The sequence below is a fragment of the Pseudomonas sp. A39 genome (genome assembly GCF_058145955.1).
In genome coordinates this window covers 192362-208391 of the sequence record NZ_JBYVMD010000002.1, presented here as the reverse complement: position 1 = coordinate 208391, position 16030 = coordinate 192362, and the positions used below count along the sequence as shown (strand labels likewise).

General features: G+C 62.5%; 15 protein-coding genes. 9 read left to right on the top strand and 6 right to left on the bottom strand.

Annotation, left to right across the window (positions count from 1 at the left end; all coding sequences use genetic code 11):
• Positions 1 to 229 precede the first annotated feature (229 nt).
• Positions 230 to 1606, bottom strand: coding sequence for a signal recognition particle protein (gene ffh / locus AC3ZU9_RS02590; protein WP_010207982.1), 1377 nt, complete (start codon positions 1604 to 1606; stop codon positions 230 to 232).
• A gap of 234 nt (positions 1607 to 1840) precedes the next feature.
• Between ffh and AC3ZU9_RS02585 the strand changes: the two genes are divergently transcribed.
• The 3 genes from AC3ZU9_RS02585 to AC3ZU9_RS02575 all read left to right on the top strand — a co-directional run bounded on the left by AC3ZU9_RS02585 (position 1841) and on the right by AC3ZU9_RS02575 (position 5564).
• On the top strand, positions 1841 to 2653 hold the full coding sequence (locus tag AC3ZU9_RS02585) for a cytochrome C assembly family protein (protein WP_015885700.1): 813 nt from the start codon (positions 1841 to 1843) through the stop codon (positions 2651 to 2653).
• Positions 2654 to 2665: 12 nt separating this feature from the next.
• Complete coding sequence (locus tag AC3ZU9_RS02580; RefSeq protein ID WP_015885701.1) at positions 2666 to 3904, top strand: transporter associated domain-containing protein; 1239 nt, start codon at positions 2666 to 2668, stop codon at positions 3902 to 3904.
• A 349-nt stretch (positions 3905 to 4253) separates the two neighbouring features.
• A complete protein-coding gene (locus tag AC3ZU9_RS02575) occupies positions 4254 to 5564 on the top strand; it encodes an MFS transporter (RefSeq protein ID WP_015885702.1) in 1311 nt (436 codons plus the stop codon).
• 129 nt (positions 5565 to 5693) lie between these two features.
• Here the strand turns inward: AC3ZU9_RS02575 and purT are convergent, their stop codons facing one another.
• The 5 genes from purT to AC3ZU9_RS02550 all read right to left on the bottom strand — a co-directional run bounded on the left by purT (position 5694) and on the right by AC3ZU9_RS02550 (position 9100).
• On the bottom strand, positions 5694 to 6875 hold the full coding sequence (gene purT, locus AC3ZU9_RS02570) for a formate-dependent phosphoribosylglycinamide formyltransferase (RefSeq protein ID WP_490090281.1): 1182 nt from the start codon (positions 6873 to 6875) through the stop codon (positions 5694 to 5696).
• Between the two features lie 69 nt (positions 6876 to 6944).
• On the bottom strand, positions 6945 to 7412 hold the full coding sequence (locus AC3ZU9_RS02565) for a VUT family protein (RefSeq protein ID WP_015885703.1): 468 nt from the start codon (positions 7410 to 7412) through the stop codon (positions 6945 to 6947).
• 312 nt (positions 7413 to 7724) lie between these two features.
• Positions 7725 to 7940, bottom strand: a complete 216-nt coding sequence (locus AC3ZU9_RS02560; protein WP_046035249.1) for a DUF1289 domain-containing protein — start codon at positions 7938 to 7940, stop codon at positions 7725 to 7727.
• Positions 7937 to 8461, bottom strand: coding sequence for a gamma carbonic anhydrase family protein (locus AC3ZU9_RS02555; protein WP_490090280.1), 525 nt, complete (start codon positions 8459 to 8461; stop codon positions 7937 to 7939). Before AC3ZU9_RS02555 ends, AC3ZU9_RS02560 begins: the two co-directional genes overlap by 4 nt.
• 36 nt (positions 8462 to 8497) lie before the next feature.
• Positions 8498 to 9100 carry a CoA pyrophosphatase gene (locus AC3ZU9_RS02550; RefSeq protein ID WP_015885706.1) on the bottom strand — a complete coding sequence of 201 codons (603 nt, stop codon included), beginning with the start codon at positions 9098 to 9100 and terminating at the stop codon, positions 8498 to 8500.
• Between the two features lie 146 nt (positions 9101 to 9246).
• Between AC3ZU9_RS02550 and AC3ZU9_RS02545 the strand changes: the two genes are divergently transcribed.
• The 6 genes from AC3ZU9_RS02545 (at position 9247) to ptsP (ending at position 16027) form a co-directional block, all read left to right on the top strand.
• The gene (locus AC3ZU9_RS02545) at positions 9247 to 9795 is read left to right on the top strand and encodes an NUDIX hydrolase (RefSeq protein ID WP_231809406.1); all 549 of its coding nucleotides are present in this window, start codon (positions 9247 to 9249) and stop codon (positions 9793 to 9795) included.
• Positions 9796 to 9832: 37 nt separating this feature from the next.
• Complete coding sequence (locus AC3ZU9_RS02540) at positions 9833 to 10336, top strand: L,D-transpeptidase family protein (RefSeq protein WP_015885708.1); 504 nt, start codon at positions 9833 to 9835, stop codon at positions 10334 to 10336.
• 262 nt (positions 10337 to 10598) lie between these two features.
• Positions 10599 to 11357, top strand: a complete 759-nt coding sequence (locus AC3ZU9_RS02535) for a GntR family transcriptional regulator (protein ID WP_015885709.1) — start codon at positions 10599 to 10601, stop codon at positions 11355 to 11357.
• Positions 11358 to 11367: 10 nt separating this feature from the next.
• The gene (nagA, locus tag AC3ZU9_RS02530) at positions 11368 to 12474 is read left to right on the top strand and encodes an N-acetylglucosamine-6-phosphate deacetylase (RefSeq protein ID WP_122811899.1); all 1107 of its coding nucleotides are present in this window, start codon (positions 11368 to 11370) and stop codon (positions 12472 to 12474) included.
• The gene (locus AC3ZU9_RS02525; protein ID WP_015885711.1) at positions 12467 to 13477 is read left to right on the top strand and encodes an SIS domain-containing protein; all 1011 of its coding nucleotides are present in this window, start codon (positions 12467 to 12469) and stop codon (positions 13475 to 13477) included. The genes nagA and AC3ZU9_RS02525 overlap by 8 nt, the downstream gene beginning before the upstream one ends.
• Before the next feature lie 36 nt (positions 13478 to 13513).
• Complete coding sequence (gene ptsP / locus AC3ZU9_RS02520) at positions 13514 to 16027, top strand: phosphoenolpyruvate--protein phosphotransferase (RefSeq protein WP_490090279.1); 2514 nt, start codon at positions 13514 to 13516, stop codon at positions 16025 to 16027.
• The last annotated feature ends 3 nt before the right edge of the window (positions 16028 to 16030 follow it).

Below are 16030 nucleotides of genomic sequence, written 5' to 3'. Positions count from 1 at the left end.
GTGCTGCAAATCTAAATGCACAGCGGGCATAGGTGCCCGAAAGGCCGCATATTCTAAGGAATATCCGGACTTTTGCAAATGTCTTTTTCTGGCGCCTATCAGCGTGCCATTCAGATCTGCTATAGAGCCGTCGGTTAAAACGGCGAGTCAGCGCCCGCCAACGGCGGGTTTGCTGGAGATCCCACATCCCTGTGGGTCGGAGCAGGAGCTGGGCTCCCGCTCGAATACTTTACATTTTAGGCATGCCACCGCCGGGCAACATACCGCCCATGCCGCGCATCATCTTGGCCATTCCGCCTTTTGCGGAGAACTTCTTCATCATCTTCTGCATCTGCTTGTGCTGCTTGATCAAGCGACCGATGTCCTGCACTTGCGTACCGGAACCCATGGCGATCCGACGTTTGCGCGAACCGCTGATCAGCTCAGGGTCGCGGCGCTCGGCCGGGGTCATGGAGTTGATGATGGCTTCCATCTGCTTGAACTGCTTCTCTGCCGCGCCTTGGGCATTGCCCATTTGCGCCAGGTTCACACCGCCGATGTTCGGCAGTTTGTCCATCAAGCCGCCGAGGCCGCCCATGTTCTTCATTTGTTGCAGCTGGTCGCGGAAGTCTTCGAGGTCGAAGCCCTTGCCCTTCTTCAGCTTCTTGGCCAGCTTATCGGCCTTGTCCTTGTCGAGGGTCGCTTCGGCCTGTTCGATCAGGCTGAGCACGTCGCCCATGCCGAGGATGCGCGAGGCGATACGCTCCGGGTGGAACGGCTCGAGCGCGTCGCTCTTCTCGCCCATACCGATGAACTTGATCGGCTTGCCGGTGATGGCACGCACCGACAGTGCGGCACCGCCACGGGCATCGCCGTCGACCTTGGTCAGGATCACGCCGGTCAGTGGCAGTGCGTCGCCGAAGGCCTTGGCGGTGTTGGCCGCATCCTGGCCGGTCATGGCGTCGACCACGAACAGCGTCTCGACCGGGTTGATCGCGGCATGCAGCGCCTTGATCTCGCCCATCATCTCTTCGTCGATGTGCAGGCGACCGGCGGTATCGACGATGACCACGTCGATGAACTTGAGCTTGGCTTCTTTAATAGCGGCGTTGGCGATGTCGACCGGCTTCTGGCTCAGGTCGGACGGGAAGAAGGTCACGCCCACTTCGCCCGCGAGCATTTCCAACTGCTTGATGGCCGCCGGACGGTAGACGTCGGCCGACACCACCATCACGGACTTTTTCTTGCGCTCTTTAAGGAAGCGCGCCAGCTTGCCGGCGGTGGTGGTCTTACCCGCACCCTGCAGACCCGCCATCAGCACGACGGCCGGTGGCACGGCGCTGAGGTTCAAGTCTTCGTTGGCCGCGCCCATCAGGCTTTCGAGTTCGGCCTGGACGATCTTCACAAACGCCTGGCCCGGGGTCAGGCTGCGGGACACTTCGGTGCCCACTGCGCGCTCTTTGACCGAGTTGACGAAGTCCTTTACCACCGGCAAGGCGACGTCGGCTTCCAGCAACGCCATACGCACTTCGCGCAGGGTGTCTTTAATATTGTCCTCGGTCAGCTTGGCCTTGCCGGTTACGTGGCGCAGCGTCTGCGAGAGACGGTCAGTCAAGTTTTCAAACATGCGCGATCCTTTCAGGCCCTATTCATCGAAATGCATTGGTAGACCGAGGTAATGGCGGCCCAGGCTGCGGTAAATCGCTATTAAAAACAGCGCTCGGCGAGCCTGCGGCGTGGGCAGGTCGCGGATTATAGCGAAGACTGCGCCCATGCACACCCGCTGTCTGGTCCGGGAGTCTTTCGTGTTACGCAGGGGTATGCCAAACTCAGCGCCTTTCGGGCCTGCTTAACAGGATTTATGCTCCCTTTGTCACCCAGTTTGCTACCCAGCCTCGCCGCCGCCATTTTGTATGCCGCTGCGACTTTCTATCAGGGCACTCGTCTGGCCCAAGGCACCAAGGCGGACAAACGCCTGCTGGTGGGCCTTGGCGTCCTCGCCCTGCTGGCTCACGCTGCCAGTTTGTTTACCCACCTGATGACGCCCGTCGGCCTGGGCCTGGATTTTTTCAGCGCCGCCAGCCTGATTGCCGCCGCCGTCATCGCACTGACCCTGATGGCCTGCTATCGGATTCCCGTCGAGAACCTGCTGGTGCTGTTATTCCCGCTGGGCGTGCTGACGGTGCTGCTGGCGCAATTCGCGCCCACCGGCACGGTGCAGGTGATTGATGAAGAACCGGGCATCCTCGCGCACATCCTGCTGTCGATCCTGGCCTACGGCATGTTCACCATCGCGGTGTTCCAGGCCCTGCTCCTGCTGTTGCAGGACCACCAGCTCAAGCACAAGCACCCCTCCGGGCTGATCAAGAACTTCCCGCCGTTGCAAACCATGGAGAGCCTGCTGTTCGGCTTCCTGTGGGCCGGCTGGACGCTGCTGTCGCTGTCGCTGATCTCCGGCTGGCTGTTTGTCGAAAACCTGTTCGCCCAGCACCTTGTGCACAAAACCCTGCTGGCGTGCCTGGCCTGGGTGGTGTTCAGCGTCTTGCTGTGGGGGCGCAACCGCCTCGGCTGGCGCGGGCACAAGGCGATCCGCTGGACGCTGGCCGGTTTCTGCCTGCTGATGCTGGCCTATTTCGGCAGCAAGCTGGTTCGCGAATACATCCTGCATATCTGACGGGCAGCAAAAATGGACAACTTGCCCCTGGGGCCGATGCTCGCGGTAATTGCCTTGCTGCTGTTATGGGCGGCACTGTTTACCGCCATCGAGGCCGCGCAACAACACCTGCTGGCCCTGCGCCCCGGAACGCGCCAGGGTGACAAGGCCGCCGCTCGCCTGAACTTCCCGCGCCATAGCCTGATCCTGTGCAACAGCCTGTGCCGCGCGGCGGTGGTGATCCTCTGCACGCTGCTGGCGATCTACGCCTGGGCGCAGAATGGCCCGTGGCTCGGCTGGCTGATCTCCTGTGCCCTGCTGCTGATCCTCGCCGACTACTTGCCGCGCACTCTGGCCACTCGCCACCCTCAAGCGGTGCTGGGCTTTGGCAATACGCTGCTGGGCGTCCCGCTGAAAATCCTCTACCCCCTGGCCTGGCTGCTCAATGGCATCAGCCTGTTGCTGCTGCGCCCGTTCGCACGCACATCCGGCGTGGTGAAAAAGAGCGACGAACCGCAGCCCGACCACGACGATGAACCGGAACCGGAGGCCGACGAAAACCGTACCCCCGGCATGCCAGGCATCCACGCCCTGGACAACATCACGGTCAACGACATCCTGGTGCCCCGCAGCGAAGTGGACGGCATCAACCTGGATGACTCGGTCGAAGAGATCATCGAGCAACTGCGCACCTCCGAGCGCACCCGCCTGCCGGTGTTCCACAGTGATATCAACCAAGTCCAGGCCGTACTCAACACGCGGCAGATCCAGCACCTGCTGCCTGACGCCAGCCTGACCAAAGAAGCGTTGCTGGCGGCTTGCCACGAACCCTACTTCGTCCCCGAAAGCACGCCCCTGCAACTGCAATTGCTGAATTTCCACAAGCAACAGCGACGCCTGGGCATGGTGGTGGACGAGTACGGCGAAGTGCTGGGCATTGTCACCCTGGAAGATATCCTCGAAGAAATCGTCGGCGAATTCGAAAGCGAGCAGAGTGCAGACAACCCGCATATCGAAGCGCAACCGGATGGCCGCTATATCATCGACGGCGCCGCCTCGATCCGCGAACTGAACAAGAGCCTGAACTGGCACCTGCCCAGTGATGGCCCCAAGACCCTCAACGGCCTGGTCACCGAAGCCCTGGAGACCATCCCGGACTGCGCGGTGTGCCTGAAAATCGGCCGCTACCGCCTGGAAATCCTCGAGACCGAAGACAACCGGGTGAGCAAGGTGCTGATCTGGCACACCAGCAAAATGCCCGTCGCCGCTTAGTTTCCAGACAAAACACAATCAAATGTGGGAGGGGGCTTGCCCCCGATGGCCGAGTGTCAGTCACTGCATCAGGTGACTGATACTCGGCTATCGGGGGCAAGCCGAATCGTCTCACTGCTCCCCACATTTTGACTTGTTGTCTGTTCAAACCCCTTCCTATAATCCCTGCGGCTTATCCAAGCCCCGCCCGACCGCGTGCTACCCGCACCCAACGCGTCCAGGCACCGCTTCATCCTGTCTGACCGGTGTTCGCTCCCATCCCGAGCCACCCCGCGCAACCCCTGATCCATGGGTGTTCGACCAATAATAATCCGCGTCCAAACGCGCAATGACCGTCAGGGATATCGCCATGAGCACCACCTACAACGAGGCCGCGACCGCCGCCCCGACCAACTCGACTGCACGGGTCGCCACGGCGAGCATCGTCGGCACCGCCATCGAGTTCTACGATTTCTATATCTACGCCACGGCAGCTGCGCTGGTGATCGGCCCGGTGTTCTTCCCGCAGACCTCCGGCACCGCGCAGATGCTGGCGTCGTTCCTGACCTTCGGTATCGCCTTCATCGCCCGCCCATTGGGCTCGGCGCTGTTCGGCCACTTCGGTGATCGCATCGGGCGTAAATCGACGCTGGTGGCTTCGCTGCTGCTGATGGGGGTGTGTACCACGCTGATAGGCTTGCTGCCGGGTTATGACAGCATCGGGGCCTGGGCGCCGATCCTGTTATGCATACTGCGGTTTGGCCAGGGCTTGGGGCTCGGTGGGGAATGGGGCGGCGCGGCACTGCTGGCGACCGAGAATGCGCCCAAAGGCAAGCGCGCCTGGTTCGGGATGTTCCCGCAACTGGGCCCTTCGATTGGCTTCCTGGCGGCCAATGGCTTGTTCCTGATCCTGGCGATGAGCCTGAACGACGAGCAGTTCCGCAGCTGGGGCTGGCGCATCCCGTTCATCCTCAGCGCTGCGTTGGTGATGGTGGGCCTGTATGCGCGCTTGAAGCTGCATGAAACGCCAGTCTTCGCCAATGCCGTCGCCAAAGAAGCGCCGGTAAAAGTGCCGTTGGTGGAACTGTTCAGCCAGCATTGGCTGCCCGTATTGCTGGGCGCCGCGTCGATGGTGGTGTGTTATGCGTTGTTCTACATCACCACCGCGTTTTCACTGAGCTACGGCGTTTCGACCTTGGGCTATAGCCGCGAGACCTTCCTTGGCTTGTTGTGCTTTGCCGTGCTGTTCATGGGCCTGGCCACGCCGCTGGCGGCCTTGGCCAGTGACCGTTACGGGCGCAGGCCTGTGCTGATCGTCGGTGCGATCCTGGCGATCCTGTCGGGCTTTACCATGGAGCCATTACTGACCCACGGTTCGACCTGGGCGGTGGCGCTGTTCCTGGCCTTGGAGCTGTTCCTGATGGGCGTGACCTTTGCGCCCATGGGCGCCATGCTGCCGGAATTGTTCCCCACGCGTGTGCGTTATACCGGCGCGTCGGCGGCGTATAACCTGGGTGGGATCGTGGGGGCTTCAGCGGCACCGTTCTTCGCGACCAAGCTGGTGGCGATGGGTGGGCTGAGTTATGTCGGCGGGTATGTGTCGGCGGCGGCGTTGCTCAGCTTGATTGCTGTGCTGTGCCTGAAAGAGACGCGGGATAATGACCTGAACAAGGTTGCCTGATAGACCGCCTTCGCAGCGATGCGGCGACCCGACAAGCCCGCTCCCACATTTGATCGGGTTCACACATTTTGACTTGTGAACTCATTCAAGTGTGGGAGCCGGGCTTGCCCGCGATGGGCGCGACGCGGTTTAAAGCTCTACGACAACAGCCTTGGAAGCACGAGTAGCCTTCGCCCGAGCCGCTTCAATCGACTCATCCCGCGCCAGCGCCACACCCATGCGACGCTGGCCATTCACTTCCGGCTTGCCAAACAGGCGCAACGCCGTGTCCGGCTCGCTCAACGCGGCGCCCAAGTTGGCGAACGCGGTCTGGGTCGACTGCCCTTCCACCAGAATCACCGCCGAAGCCGAAGGCCCGAACTGACGGATCAACGGGATCGGCAGGCCCAGGATGGCGCGAGCGTGCAAGGCGAACTGCGACAGGTCTTGGGAAATCAGGGTCACCAGGCCGGTGTCATGCGGGCGCGGCGACACTTCACTGAACCACACCTGATCACCCTTGATGAACAGCTCCACGCCAAACAGGCCACGACCGCCCAGGGCCTCGGTCACCGCTTTGGCAACGCGCTCGGACTCGGCCAGGGCAATCGGGCTCATGGCCTGCGGCTGCCAGGATTCCTGGTAGTCGCCCTTCTCCTGACGGTGACCGACTGGCGCGCAGAAGGTGGTGCCACCGATGTGACGCACGGTCAGCAGGGTGATTTCGTAGTCGAAGTCGATAAAGCCTTCGATGATCACACGCCCTTTACCGGCACGACCGCCCTCCTGAGCGTAGTCCCAGGCTTTCTGCACATCGTCTGTGCTGCGCAGCAGGCTCTGGCCCTTGCCCGACGAACTCATCACCGGCTTGACCACGCACGGGAAGCCCAGGTCCTGGACGGCCTGGCTGTAGTCTTCGAAGGTATCGGCGAAGTGGTACGGCGAGGTCGGCAGGTCCAGCTCTTCGGCGGCCAGGCGGCGGATGCCTTCGCGGTTCATGGTCAGCGAGGTAGCACGCGCGGTCGGGATCACGGTGAAGCCTTCAGCTTCCAGTTCCACCAGGGTGGCGGTGGCGATGGCTTCGATTTCCGGCACGATGAAGTGCGGTTTTTCCGCCTCGATCACCGCACGCAGGGCGGCGCCGTCGAGCATGTTGATCACGTGGCTACGGTGCGCCACCTGCATGGCCGGCGCGTTGGCGTAGCGATCCACGGCAATCACTTCAACGCCCAGGCGTTGCAGTTCGATTACCACTTCCTTGCCCAGCTCACCGCAGCCACACAGCAAAACGCGGGTCGCGGTTGGCGACAATGGAGTTCCGATTCGGGTCATCTCAGGTCCTCAGGGGAGCGGATCATGGGGAGAAAGGCGGGCATTTTACATGAACTGTAAAAATTGGCCTCAGTTGGCGACGGCCCGCTTGCGGATTCGCCAAGCCATGATCAGCCACACCACCGTGACCCCGGCGAATTTCGATACCAGCGCGGTGCCCGCCACGGCCGGGGTGAGCGCGCCGATCAGGCCGAAGAAGATAAACGTGTCGAGGGGAATGCTCAGTGCTGAACTTATCCACAGGCGATCGTGCAGCGGGCGCTTGGTGATACTGAACACCAGCCAGTCGATGCACTCGGACACTGCGAACGCCGTGGCGCTGGCCAGGGCAATGGCCGGGTCGGACGTGACATACGACAGCACCAGCGCCGCCAGCATGGCAATGATTGCACCGTGGCCGAAGCGGGTTTGCACCATGTCGCGCAAGATAAAGACCAGGCCACCCCAGGCGGACCAGATGACGTCCAGGTGCGGGGCGGTGGAGAAGGCGAAGTTGATCAGCACGACGCTGCTGATGTAGGCGATCAGGAAGAGCATGGAGGACGGACCTGTGGGTGATGCCGCACAGGGTACTTCACAGCAACCCTTGTAGCGAGCGGACCTCTTGTGGTGAACGGGCTTGCTGTGGTGAGCGGGCTTCTTGTGGTGAGCAGGCTTCTTGTGGTGAGCGGGCTTCTTGTGGTGAGCAGGCTTCTTGTGGTGAGCGGGCTTCTTGTGGTGAGCGGGCTTGCCCCGCGCTGGGTGGCGAAGCCGCCCCATTTCAGGCACTGAGTTTTCCCAGTTAGAACTGAGTGCCTGGGTTTGGGGCGGCTTCGCCACCCAGCGCGGGGCAAGCCCGCTCACTACAAATCAGGCACCGGATTCCCCGGAAACCATAAACACCAACCCACTCGCCACCGCCCGCTCATGGCACAACCCTAACACCACCCGGCGCTCGGCATTGTCCATGCGGCTCCAACGCGTGATCTCATCCACCGTACGCTGGCAGCCGGTGCACATGTCGTCATCGTCCAGCGCGCAAATGCTCACGCACGGCGAGGCGACGGGGCGTTCAATGGGGTTCATGCTTCCTGCTCAACCAGGTCACGCGCATAACGCTGCGAGTTTTGCACGTAGTGCGCAGCGCTGGCTTCGAGCATGCGTTTTTGCGCGTCGGTCAGTTCACGCACCACCTTGCCCGGCGAGCCCATCACCAGCGAACCATCCGGGATTTCCTTGCCTTCGCCGATCAGCGAGTTGGCGCCGATGATGCAATGTTTGCCGATCTTCGCGCCGTTGAGGATCACAGCATTAATGCCGATCAGGCTGTAATCGTCGACAGTGCAACCATGCAACATGGCGTTATGACCAATGGTCACGCCAGTGCCCAGGGTCAGCGGGTAGCCCATGTCGGTGTGCATGACGCTACCGTCCTGCACGTTACTGTTCTTGCCGATCAGGATCAGTTCGTTGTCGCCACGCAGCACCGCGTTGAACCAGACGTTGGCGCCCTCCTCCAGCTTGACCTTGCCCACCAGTGTGGCATTCGGTGCCACCCAGCTCTGTGGATGAGTCTCGACACGGGCGTCGCCCAGGCGGTATTTCATGGTTTTCCCTCACGGCATTGCCATTCAAGCGATGGCTTAGGTATTGATGAAGCTCTTGGGCGGCTGATGCAGGCTGATCTGAGCGTCGTCATAGAGCAGATTGATCAGCTCGACGATCATGATTGCCGTCAGCCCCCAAATCTTGTATTCGCCGAACCGATAGCTGGGCACGTACCAACTGCGGCCCTGGTAATCAATCCGATGGGTATGTTCGCGCGGGTCCTGTCGGAAGAAGTCCAACGGCACGCTGAAAACGGCGGCAATCTCGGCATCGTTGGCCAGGTATTCGACGTAATCGGGGATAACGCCCACATACGGCGTGACGCGAATGCCATGCAGGGAGATCAACGGGCTCAGGGGGCCGATCACTTCGACCAGCCCAGGCGGCAGGCCAATTTCTTCTTCGGCCTCGCGCAGCGCGGTGAAGATCAGGTCCGGGTCTTCAGGGTCGCGGCGCCCGCCGGGGAAGGCCACTTCGCCACCATGGGTCGACAGGCCGCTGGCGCGCAGGGTCAGGATCAGCTCAGGTTCGTCACTGCGGGTAATCGGCACCAATACAGCGGCCTCGGGGAAACGTCCGTCCGTTTCCAGCGTATGCGGCGTGTGATTGCTTACCCGGCGAAGTAGCTCGTCCAGCATGAGTCATCTCGGTCTGTTGGCTACCTTGCATCATGCACCAAAGCGTGCGGGTGCCCAACCCCAAAACCCGCGCAGTGTCGCTAAACGACAACTTGCAGCGCCCTGCCCGTCACGCCAAGATAGACGCACTTTCCAGGAACCCCAGCATGAATTTCTGCAGCCAGTGCGGTAAACCGGTTACCCAACGCATCCCCGAAGGCGACGGCCGCCTGCGCTTTGTGTGTGATCACTGCTCGACCATCCACTACCAGAACCCCAATATCGTCGCCGGCACCGTACCGGTGTGGGGCGATAAAGTGCTGCTGTGCCGCCGCGCCATCGAGCCGCGCCTGGGTTACTGGACCCTGCCAGCAGGGTTTATGGAGAACGGCGAGACGGTGCAACAGGCCGCCGCCCGCGAAACCCTGGAAGAAGCCTGCGCCCGTGTGCACAACCTGAGCCTCTACACGCTGATCGACGTGCCGCACATCAACCAAGTGCATATCTTCTACCGCGCCGAGCTGGTGGACCTGGACTATGCCGCCGGCCCCGAAAGCCTTGAAGTGCAGTTGTTCGACGAAGCCGACATCCCTTGGTCCGAGCTGGCTTTCCGCACCGTGGGCCGTACCCTAGAATACTTTTTCGCTGACCGTCGGCAACAGTCGTTCCCCGTGCGCAGCGAGGCCGTGCCGCCAATGGGCAAGCCCACCCAATAACACTCCGGCAGATGGCCTTTAAAGGGATACCGTTTCAATGCGTTGGTTGCTTGCTCTTATCTGCCTGTCGTTCGTTACCCTGTCATCGGCCTCCACCGTGGAAACCCTGGGCGGTAAAACCGTCGAAAAAGTCCTGGTGCTCAAGTCCGCCCACCAGCTGCAGTTGATCAACGACGGCAAGCCCTTCAAGACCTACCGTATTTCCCTGGGCAAAAACCCCAAGGGCCACAAGTTGATCGAGGGCGACCGCCGCACGCCGGAGGGCCTGTACTGGATCGACTGGCGCAAGACCAGCGAGCGCTTCAACCTGGCCATGCACATCTCCTACCCGAATATCAGCGACGCCGCCCGCGCCCGCCGCGAAGGCGTGAAGCCGGGAAGCATGATCATGATCCACGGCACCCCCGACACCGAGGATTACCCGGAGCAGTGGTTCCACACCCTGGACTGGACCGACGGCTGCATCGGCATGCGCAATGTGGATATGCGTGAAGTCTGGACCCTGGTCAAAGACGGCACCCTGATCGAGATTCGGCCGTAATCTCGTACCGTTCGTAAAATAATCTGAAAATAATTCCTGCCCCTGGCAGCGCCTGCCGGTGAATACCAGTTCACCGTGCGGGCTGCGCACTTCTGCGCGCGATAAAGACCTCTCTAATACCACTTGATACCAGGCACCAATAGAGCGCCCTAAAACCGGTGCTTGCACCGTTTTGGCAGCATTGACATGGTATTTAAGTGGTATTAATTTCCGGCCCATACCGGGCGACAACACTCCAATAACCGCATCGGAAACCTCACAGATGAACCCCATCCTGACGCTGCGTCCCGACGACAAACAATCCACGCCGCTGTACCTGCAACTGGCGCGCAACCTCGAAGCGGCGATCCATGCCGGCCAGTGGAAATCCGAACAGGCACTGCCGTCGGAGCGCGCCCTCAGCGAGCAGTTGAGTATTTCGCGAGTGACTGCGCGTAAAGCGCTGGAAGTGCTGTTTGCCCAAGGCCTCATCCGCCGCAGCCAAGGCTCCGGCACGTTTATCACGCCGCGCCTGGAACAACCGCTGTCACGCCTGTCGGGCTTCAGCGAGATGCTGCGGCTGAAGGGTTTTGTCCCCACCTCCCAGTGGCTGGAGCGCGATATCACCCCGCCGACCCACGAAGAGCTGATCCGCCTGGGCCTGTCGCCCACCGACAAAGTGGCGCGCCTCAAACGCCTGCGCAAAGCCGATGACACGGTCATGGCGATTGAAATGACCGCCATGCCCGCCTCCGTGCTGCCCCACCCGCAAGCCATCGGCAATTCGCTGTACGAATACCTGGAAAGCATCGGTAAGCCTGTCGTGCGTGCCCTGCAGCACATCCAGGCCATTAATGCCTCGGATGAGTTCGCCAAGCTGGTAGGCATTGCTCCCGGCACCGCCATGCTGCTGATGACCCGGGTCGGCTACACCGCCGACAACACGCCAATTGAAATCACCGACACCTACTGCCGCAACGACTACTACGACTTCGTCGCAGAACTGCGCCGCCATGACTATTCCGCTGAACTGCGAATTTAGAGAACTGCCCATGTCCGAAGACAACATCCTCACGCCCAGCGGCTGGATTCGCGGCCGCCTGGTGCACGAGCACGGCAAGGTCGTCGCCATCGAAGGCACGCCGTGCGACCCGGCTGACAACGACTTGCCCTACTTGCTGCCCGGTTTTATCGACTTGCATGTGCACGGCGGTGGCGGCAAGGACATCATGGAAGGCGTTGAGGCCTTCGAGACCATCACCCGCACCCATGTGCGTTTCGGCACCACCTCGCTGCTGGCCACCACCATGACGGCACCGGTGGATGAAATCTCCCGCGTGCTCGGCCAGCTCGGCAACTTCTGCGAGCAACGTCCTACAGGCAGCGCCCGTGTGCTCGGCGTGCACTTGGAAGGTCCCTACATCAATCCAGGCAAACTCGGCGCCCAACCTAACTTCGCCCACACCGCGTTGATGGCCGAAGTGGAAGCCTACCTGCGCCTGGCGCCGATCCGGGTGATCACCATCGCGCCGGAAATCGCCGGCCACGATGCGCTGATCCGCGCCCTCAGCGAACGCGGCGTGCGCATGCAGATCGGCCACACCCTGGGCAGCTATGAAGAAGGCGTCGCCGCCCTCGCCGCCGGTGCCACCAGCTTCACGCATTTGTACAACGCCATGAGCCCGCTGCATCACCGCGAGCCCGGCATCGTCGGCGCCGCGCTGGCGCACGCCCAGTACGCCGAATTGATCCCCGACCTGCTGCACGTCCACCCCGGCGCCATGCGCGTGGCACTGCGCGCGATCCCCTGCCTGTACTGCGTCACCGACTCCACCGCCGCCGCCGGCATGCCCGATGGCGAATATAAGCTGGGCAGCCACACCGTGACCAAATGCCTGGGCGGGGTGCGCCTGGCCGACGGCACCCTGGCCGGCAGCACGCTGACCATGGACCAGGCGCTGCGCAACCTGGTGAAGATCGGCCTGCCCATCAGCGAAGCCTCACAACGCCTGTCGCAATTTCCTGCGGACTACCTGGGCCTGGAAGAACGCGGCCGCCTGCAACCCGGCAGTTTTGCCGACTGCGTGCGCCTGGACCGCTCCCTGACACTCACAGACGTAATGGTCGAAGGAGAAACCATTGACTTCAAAAATGCTTGAAGAGGCCCTGGCCTCCTGCGACGCCGTCGCGGCGCAGCTGCAACGCCTGGACCCGTTGCTGGAGGAAGTCGCCGGCCGCCTGCGCCGCCAGCCGCCGCAAGTGGCGATGACCATCGCCCGTGGCAGCTCGGACCATGCCGCCAGCTACTTCGCGTACTTGGCCATGCAACATGTGGGCATTCCGGTCGCGTCATTGCCCATGTCCGTGGTGACCTTGTTGCAAGCGCCGATGAAAGTCAGCGGCCAGGTGGCATTTGGGTTCTCCCAATCGGGCCAGAGCCCGGACCTGGTCAACAGCCTGCGCCTGCTGCGTAAACGTGGCGCCTTGAGCGTTTCGCTGGTCAACGCCGAAGATTCGCCCTTGGAAGCCGCCTGCGAGTTTCATATACCGCTGTGCGCCGGGCCGGAACACAGCGTGGCCGCCACCAAAAGCTTTATCGCCACCCTCAGCGCCAGCGCGTTGTTGATCGGTCACTGGAACCAGGAAGCCGATTTGCTCGAAGCCTGCCGCGCCCTGCCCGACGAGCTGCGTACAGCCGCCAAGCAGGATTGGACCACTGCCATCGACGCCCTGCGCGATTGCCAGCAATTGATGGTCATCGGCCGAGGCGCCGGCTTTGCCATCGCCCAGGAAGCCGCGCTCAAGCTCAAGGAAACCTCGGCGATCCAGGCCGAAGCGTTCAGCAGCGCCGAAGTGCGCCACGGGCCGATGGCGTTGATTGGCGATAACTATCCATTGCTGGTCTTCGCCCCACGCGGCGCCGAGCAAGCCGGCCTGCTGAGCCTGGCCGCCGACATGCGCCAACGCGGCGCCCGCGTGTTGCTGGCCGCGCCGGACGATATCGCCGAACGCGACCTGACTTTGAGCCGCGCCGAACACCCGAGCCTGGACCCGATCCTGGCGATCCAGAGTTTCTACGTGATGGCCGCAGGCCTGGCGGTCGCCCGGGGCATGGACCCGGACCAACCGCGCCACCTGAGCAAAGTCACTCGTACTCACTGAGTCGAGTGCCGTGTTTTCCTGATGAGTACCGTGCCCATGTCCAACAACAATAATGATCTGACCCTCTGCGCGCCCCTCAGCGGGCCGGTACTGACCCTGGGCAATGTTCCCGACGACGTGTTCGCCAGTGGCGCCATGGGCGACGGCATTGCCATCGACCCGCTGAATGATTGCCTGCACGCGCCGTTTGACGGGGAAATCATCCACGTCGCGCGCACCGGGCACGCCCTGACGATCCGCGCCAGGAACGGTGCCGAGGTGTTGATGCATGTGGGCATCGATACGGTGGAACTGAATGGCGAGGGGTTTGCCTTGCTGGTGAAGAACGGCGCGCGGGTGAGCCAGGGCCAAGCCCTGGTTCAGTTTGACCTGGACCGGATTGCGCGCCAGTGCAAGAGCCTGGTCAGCCTGATCATCCTGACCAATGGCGAGCGCTTCGAATTGCGTGCGCTTGCCGGGCGAACGGTCAAGGTCGGCGAGCCGTTGTTGCAGATCGTGGCGCGTTCGGCGGCGTCGGCTGAAACGCCTGTGGATAACTCGGCAGGTGAAGCCAGCGCCAGCGTACGCATTACCCATCGGGGCGGATTGCATGCGCGTCCGGCGGCATTAGTGCGCAAGGCCGCGCAGGGTTTCAGCAGCCAGGCGCAACTGCATTTTGGCGACAAGTCGGCGTCGTGCGACAGCCTGATTGGCTTGATGGGCCTGGGCATTGGTGAAGGTGATGAGGTCCGCGTGAGCTGTCGTGGCAAGGACGCTGAGGCGGCGCTGCAGGCGTTGGTCGCGGCCTTGTCCGCCGTCATTAAAGAAGAACACCACGCCCCCGCCGCAGCCGCCGCGCCGCGCCGGGCGAATACCGAAGTCGGTGTGTTGCAAGGCGTGTGTGCTGCGCCGGGCCTGGTGTGCGGGCCGCTGTTCCGCCTGACCGGCATCGAACTGCCTGCCGACACCGGCAACCACTCTGCCGATGAGCAACTGCAACGTCTGGACGCGGCCCTGGAGCAAGTGCGCAGCGAAATCAGCAGCACCCTCGACCACGCCCGCCAGCGCAAGAACGCCGAGGAAGAGGACATCTTCGCCGCCCACCTCGCGCTGCTGGAAGACCCTAATTTGCTCGAAGCTGCGACCGGCTCGATTGAACAAGGCAGCGCGGCTACCCACGCCTGGCGCGATGCAATCCAGGCGCAATGCGCAGTGCTGCTGGCCCTGGGCAAACCGCTGTTCGCCGAGCGCGCCAATGACCTGCGTGACCTGCAACAACGGGTACTGCGCGCATTACTGGGTGAAGGCTGGCACTTCGAATTGCCGGCCGGGGCGATTGTCAGCGCCCATGAACTGACGCCGTCTGACCTGCTGCAACTGAGTGCGCAACACGCCGTCGGCCTCTGCATGGCCGAAGGCGGCGCCACTTCTCACGTAGCCATTTTGGCTCGGGGTAAAGGCCTGCCTTGCGTAGTGGCGTTGGGCGCCGACGTACTCGACGTGCCCCAGGGCCAACGCGTGGTGCTGGACGCCGCCAACGGTCGCCTGGAACTGGCCCCCAGCGATGCGCGCCACGCTGAAGTGCACCAGATTCGCGACGCGCAAAAGTTGCGGCGCCAGCAGCAACAGGCGCAAGCCCAACAACCCGCTCACACCACCGACGGTGTGAGCATCGAGATCGCCGCGAATGTCGCCTCCAGCGCCGAAGCCCAGGTGGCGTTCGAAAACGGTGCCGATGGCGTCGGCCTGCTGCGCACCGAATTTCTCTTCGTCGACCGCCGCACCGCGCCCGATGAACAGGAACAACGCCACGCCTACCAAGCCGTGCTGGATGCCATGGGTGACAAGTCAGTGATCATCCGCACCATTGACGTGGGTGGCGACAAGCAACTCGACTACCTGCCGTTGCCCGTCGAAGCTAACCCGGTGCTGGGCCTGCGTGGGATTCGCCTGGCCCAGGTGCGCCCTGACGTGCTCGACCAGCAACTGCGTGCCCTGCTGCAAGTCAGTCCGCTGGCGCGCTGCCGGATCCTGCTGCCGATGGTCAGCGAGGTCGATGAACTGCTGCACATCCGCCAACGCCTGGATGAGCTGTGCGTGGAGTTGGAACTGACCCAGCGCCCAGAACTGGGCGTGATGATCGAAGTGCCCGCCGCTGCACTGATGGCCGAGCAGCTTGCGCGGTATGCAGACTTCCTGTCCATCGGCACCAATGACCTGTCCCAGTACACCCTGGCGATGGACCGCGACCACGCCGGCCTCGCCGCCCGCGTCGATGCGTTGCACCCGGCGCTGCTGCGGCTGATCGCCCAAACCTGCGCGGGCGCTGCGAAACACGGGCGTTGGGTCGGCGTGTGTGGCGCCCTGGCATCCGACCCGCTGGCCACACCGGTGCTGGTCGGCCTGGGGGTCAGCGAGCTGTCCGTCAGCCCGCTGCAGATCGGCGAAATCAAGGACCGCGTCCGCCACCTGGATGCGGCGCAATGCCGGCAACTGAGCCAGGGCCTGCTCCACCTGAGCAGCGCCAAGGCCGTTCGCCAAGCCTGTCAACACCACTGGCCGCTGAGCTGACAA

Coding starts and splice junctions, on each gene's coding strand:
- AC3ZU9_RS02565 (WP_015885703.1), bottom strand. CDS start 7,412: ATGCTCTTCCTGATCGCCTACATCAGCAGCGTCGTGCTGATCAACTTC.
- AC3ZU9_RS02550 (WP_015885706.1), bottom strand. CDS start 9,100: ATGCTGGACGAGCTACTTCGCCGGGTAAGCAATCACACGCCGCATACG.
- nagA (WP_122811899.1), top strand. CDS start 11,368: ATGTCCGAAGACAACATCCTCACGCCCAGCGGCTGGATTCGCGGCCGC.
- AC3ZU9_RS02525 (WP_015885711.1), top strand. CDS start 12,467: ATGCTTGAAGAGGCCCTGGCCTCCTGCGACGCCGTCGCGGCGCAGCTG.
- AC3ZU9_RS02575 (WP_015885702.1), top strand. CDS start 4,254: ATGAGCACCACCTACAACGAGGCCGCGACCGCCGCCCCGACCAACTCG.
- ptsP (WP_490090279.1), top strand. CDS start 13,514: ATGTCCAACAACAATAATGATCTGACCCTCTGCGCGCCCCTCAGCGGG.
- AC3ZU9_RS02555 (WP_490090280.1), bottom strand. CDS start 8,461: ATGAAATACCGCCTGGGCGACGCCCGTGTCGAGACTCATCCACAGAGC.
- ffh (WP_010207982.1), bottom strand. CDS start 1,606: ATGTTTGAAAACTTGACTGACCGTCTCTCGCAGACGCTGCGCCACGTA.
- AC3ZU9_RS02540 (WP_015885708.1), top strand. CDS start 9,833: ATGCGTTGGTTGCTTGCTCTTATCTGCCTGTCGTTCGTTACCCTGTCA.
- AC3ZU9_RS02585 (WP_015885700.1), top strand. CDS start 1,841: ATGCTCCCTTTGTCACCCAGTTTGCTACCCAGCCTCGCCGCCGCCATT.
- AC3ZU9_RS02580 (WP_015885701.1), top strand. CDS start 2,666: ATGGACAACTTGCCCCTGGGGCCGATGCTCGCGGTAATTGCCTTGCTG.
- AC3ZU9_RS02545 (WP_231809406.1), top strand. CDS start 9,247: ATGAATTTCTGCAGCCAGTGCGGTAAACCGGTTACCCAACGCATCCCC.
- purT (WP_490090281.1), bottom strand. CDS start 6,875: ATGACCCGAATCGGAACTCCATTGTCGCCAACCGCGACCCGCGTTTTG.
- AC3ZU9_RS02535 (WP_015885709.1), top strand. CDS start 10,599: ATGAACCCCATCCTGACGCTGCGTCCCGACGACAAACAATCCACGCCG.
- AC3ZU9_RS02560 (WP_046035249.1), bottom strand. CDS start 7,940: ATGAACCCCATTGAACGCCCCGTCGCCTCGCCGTGCGTGAGCATTTGC.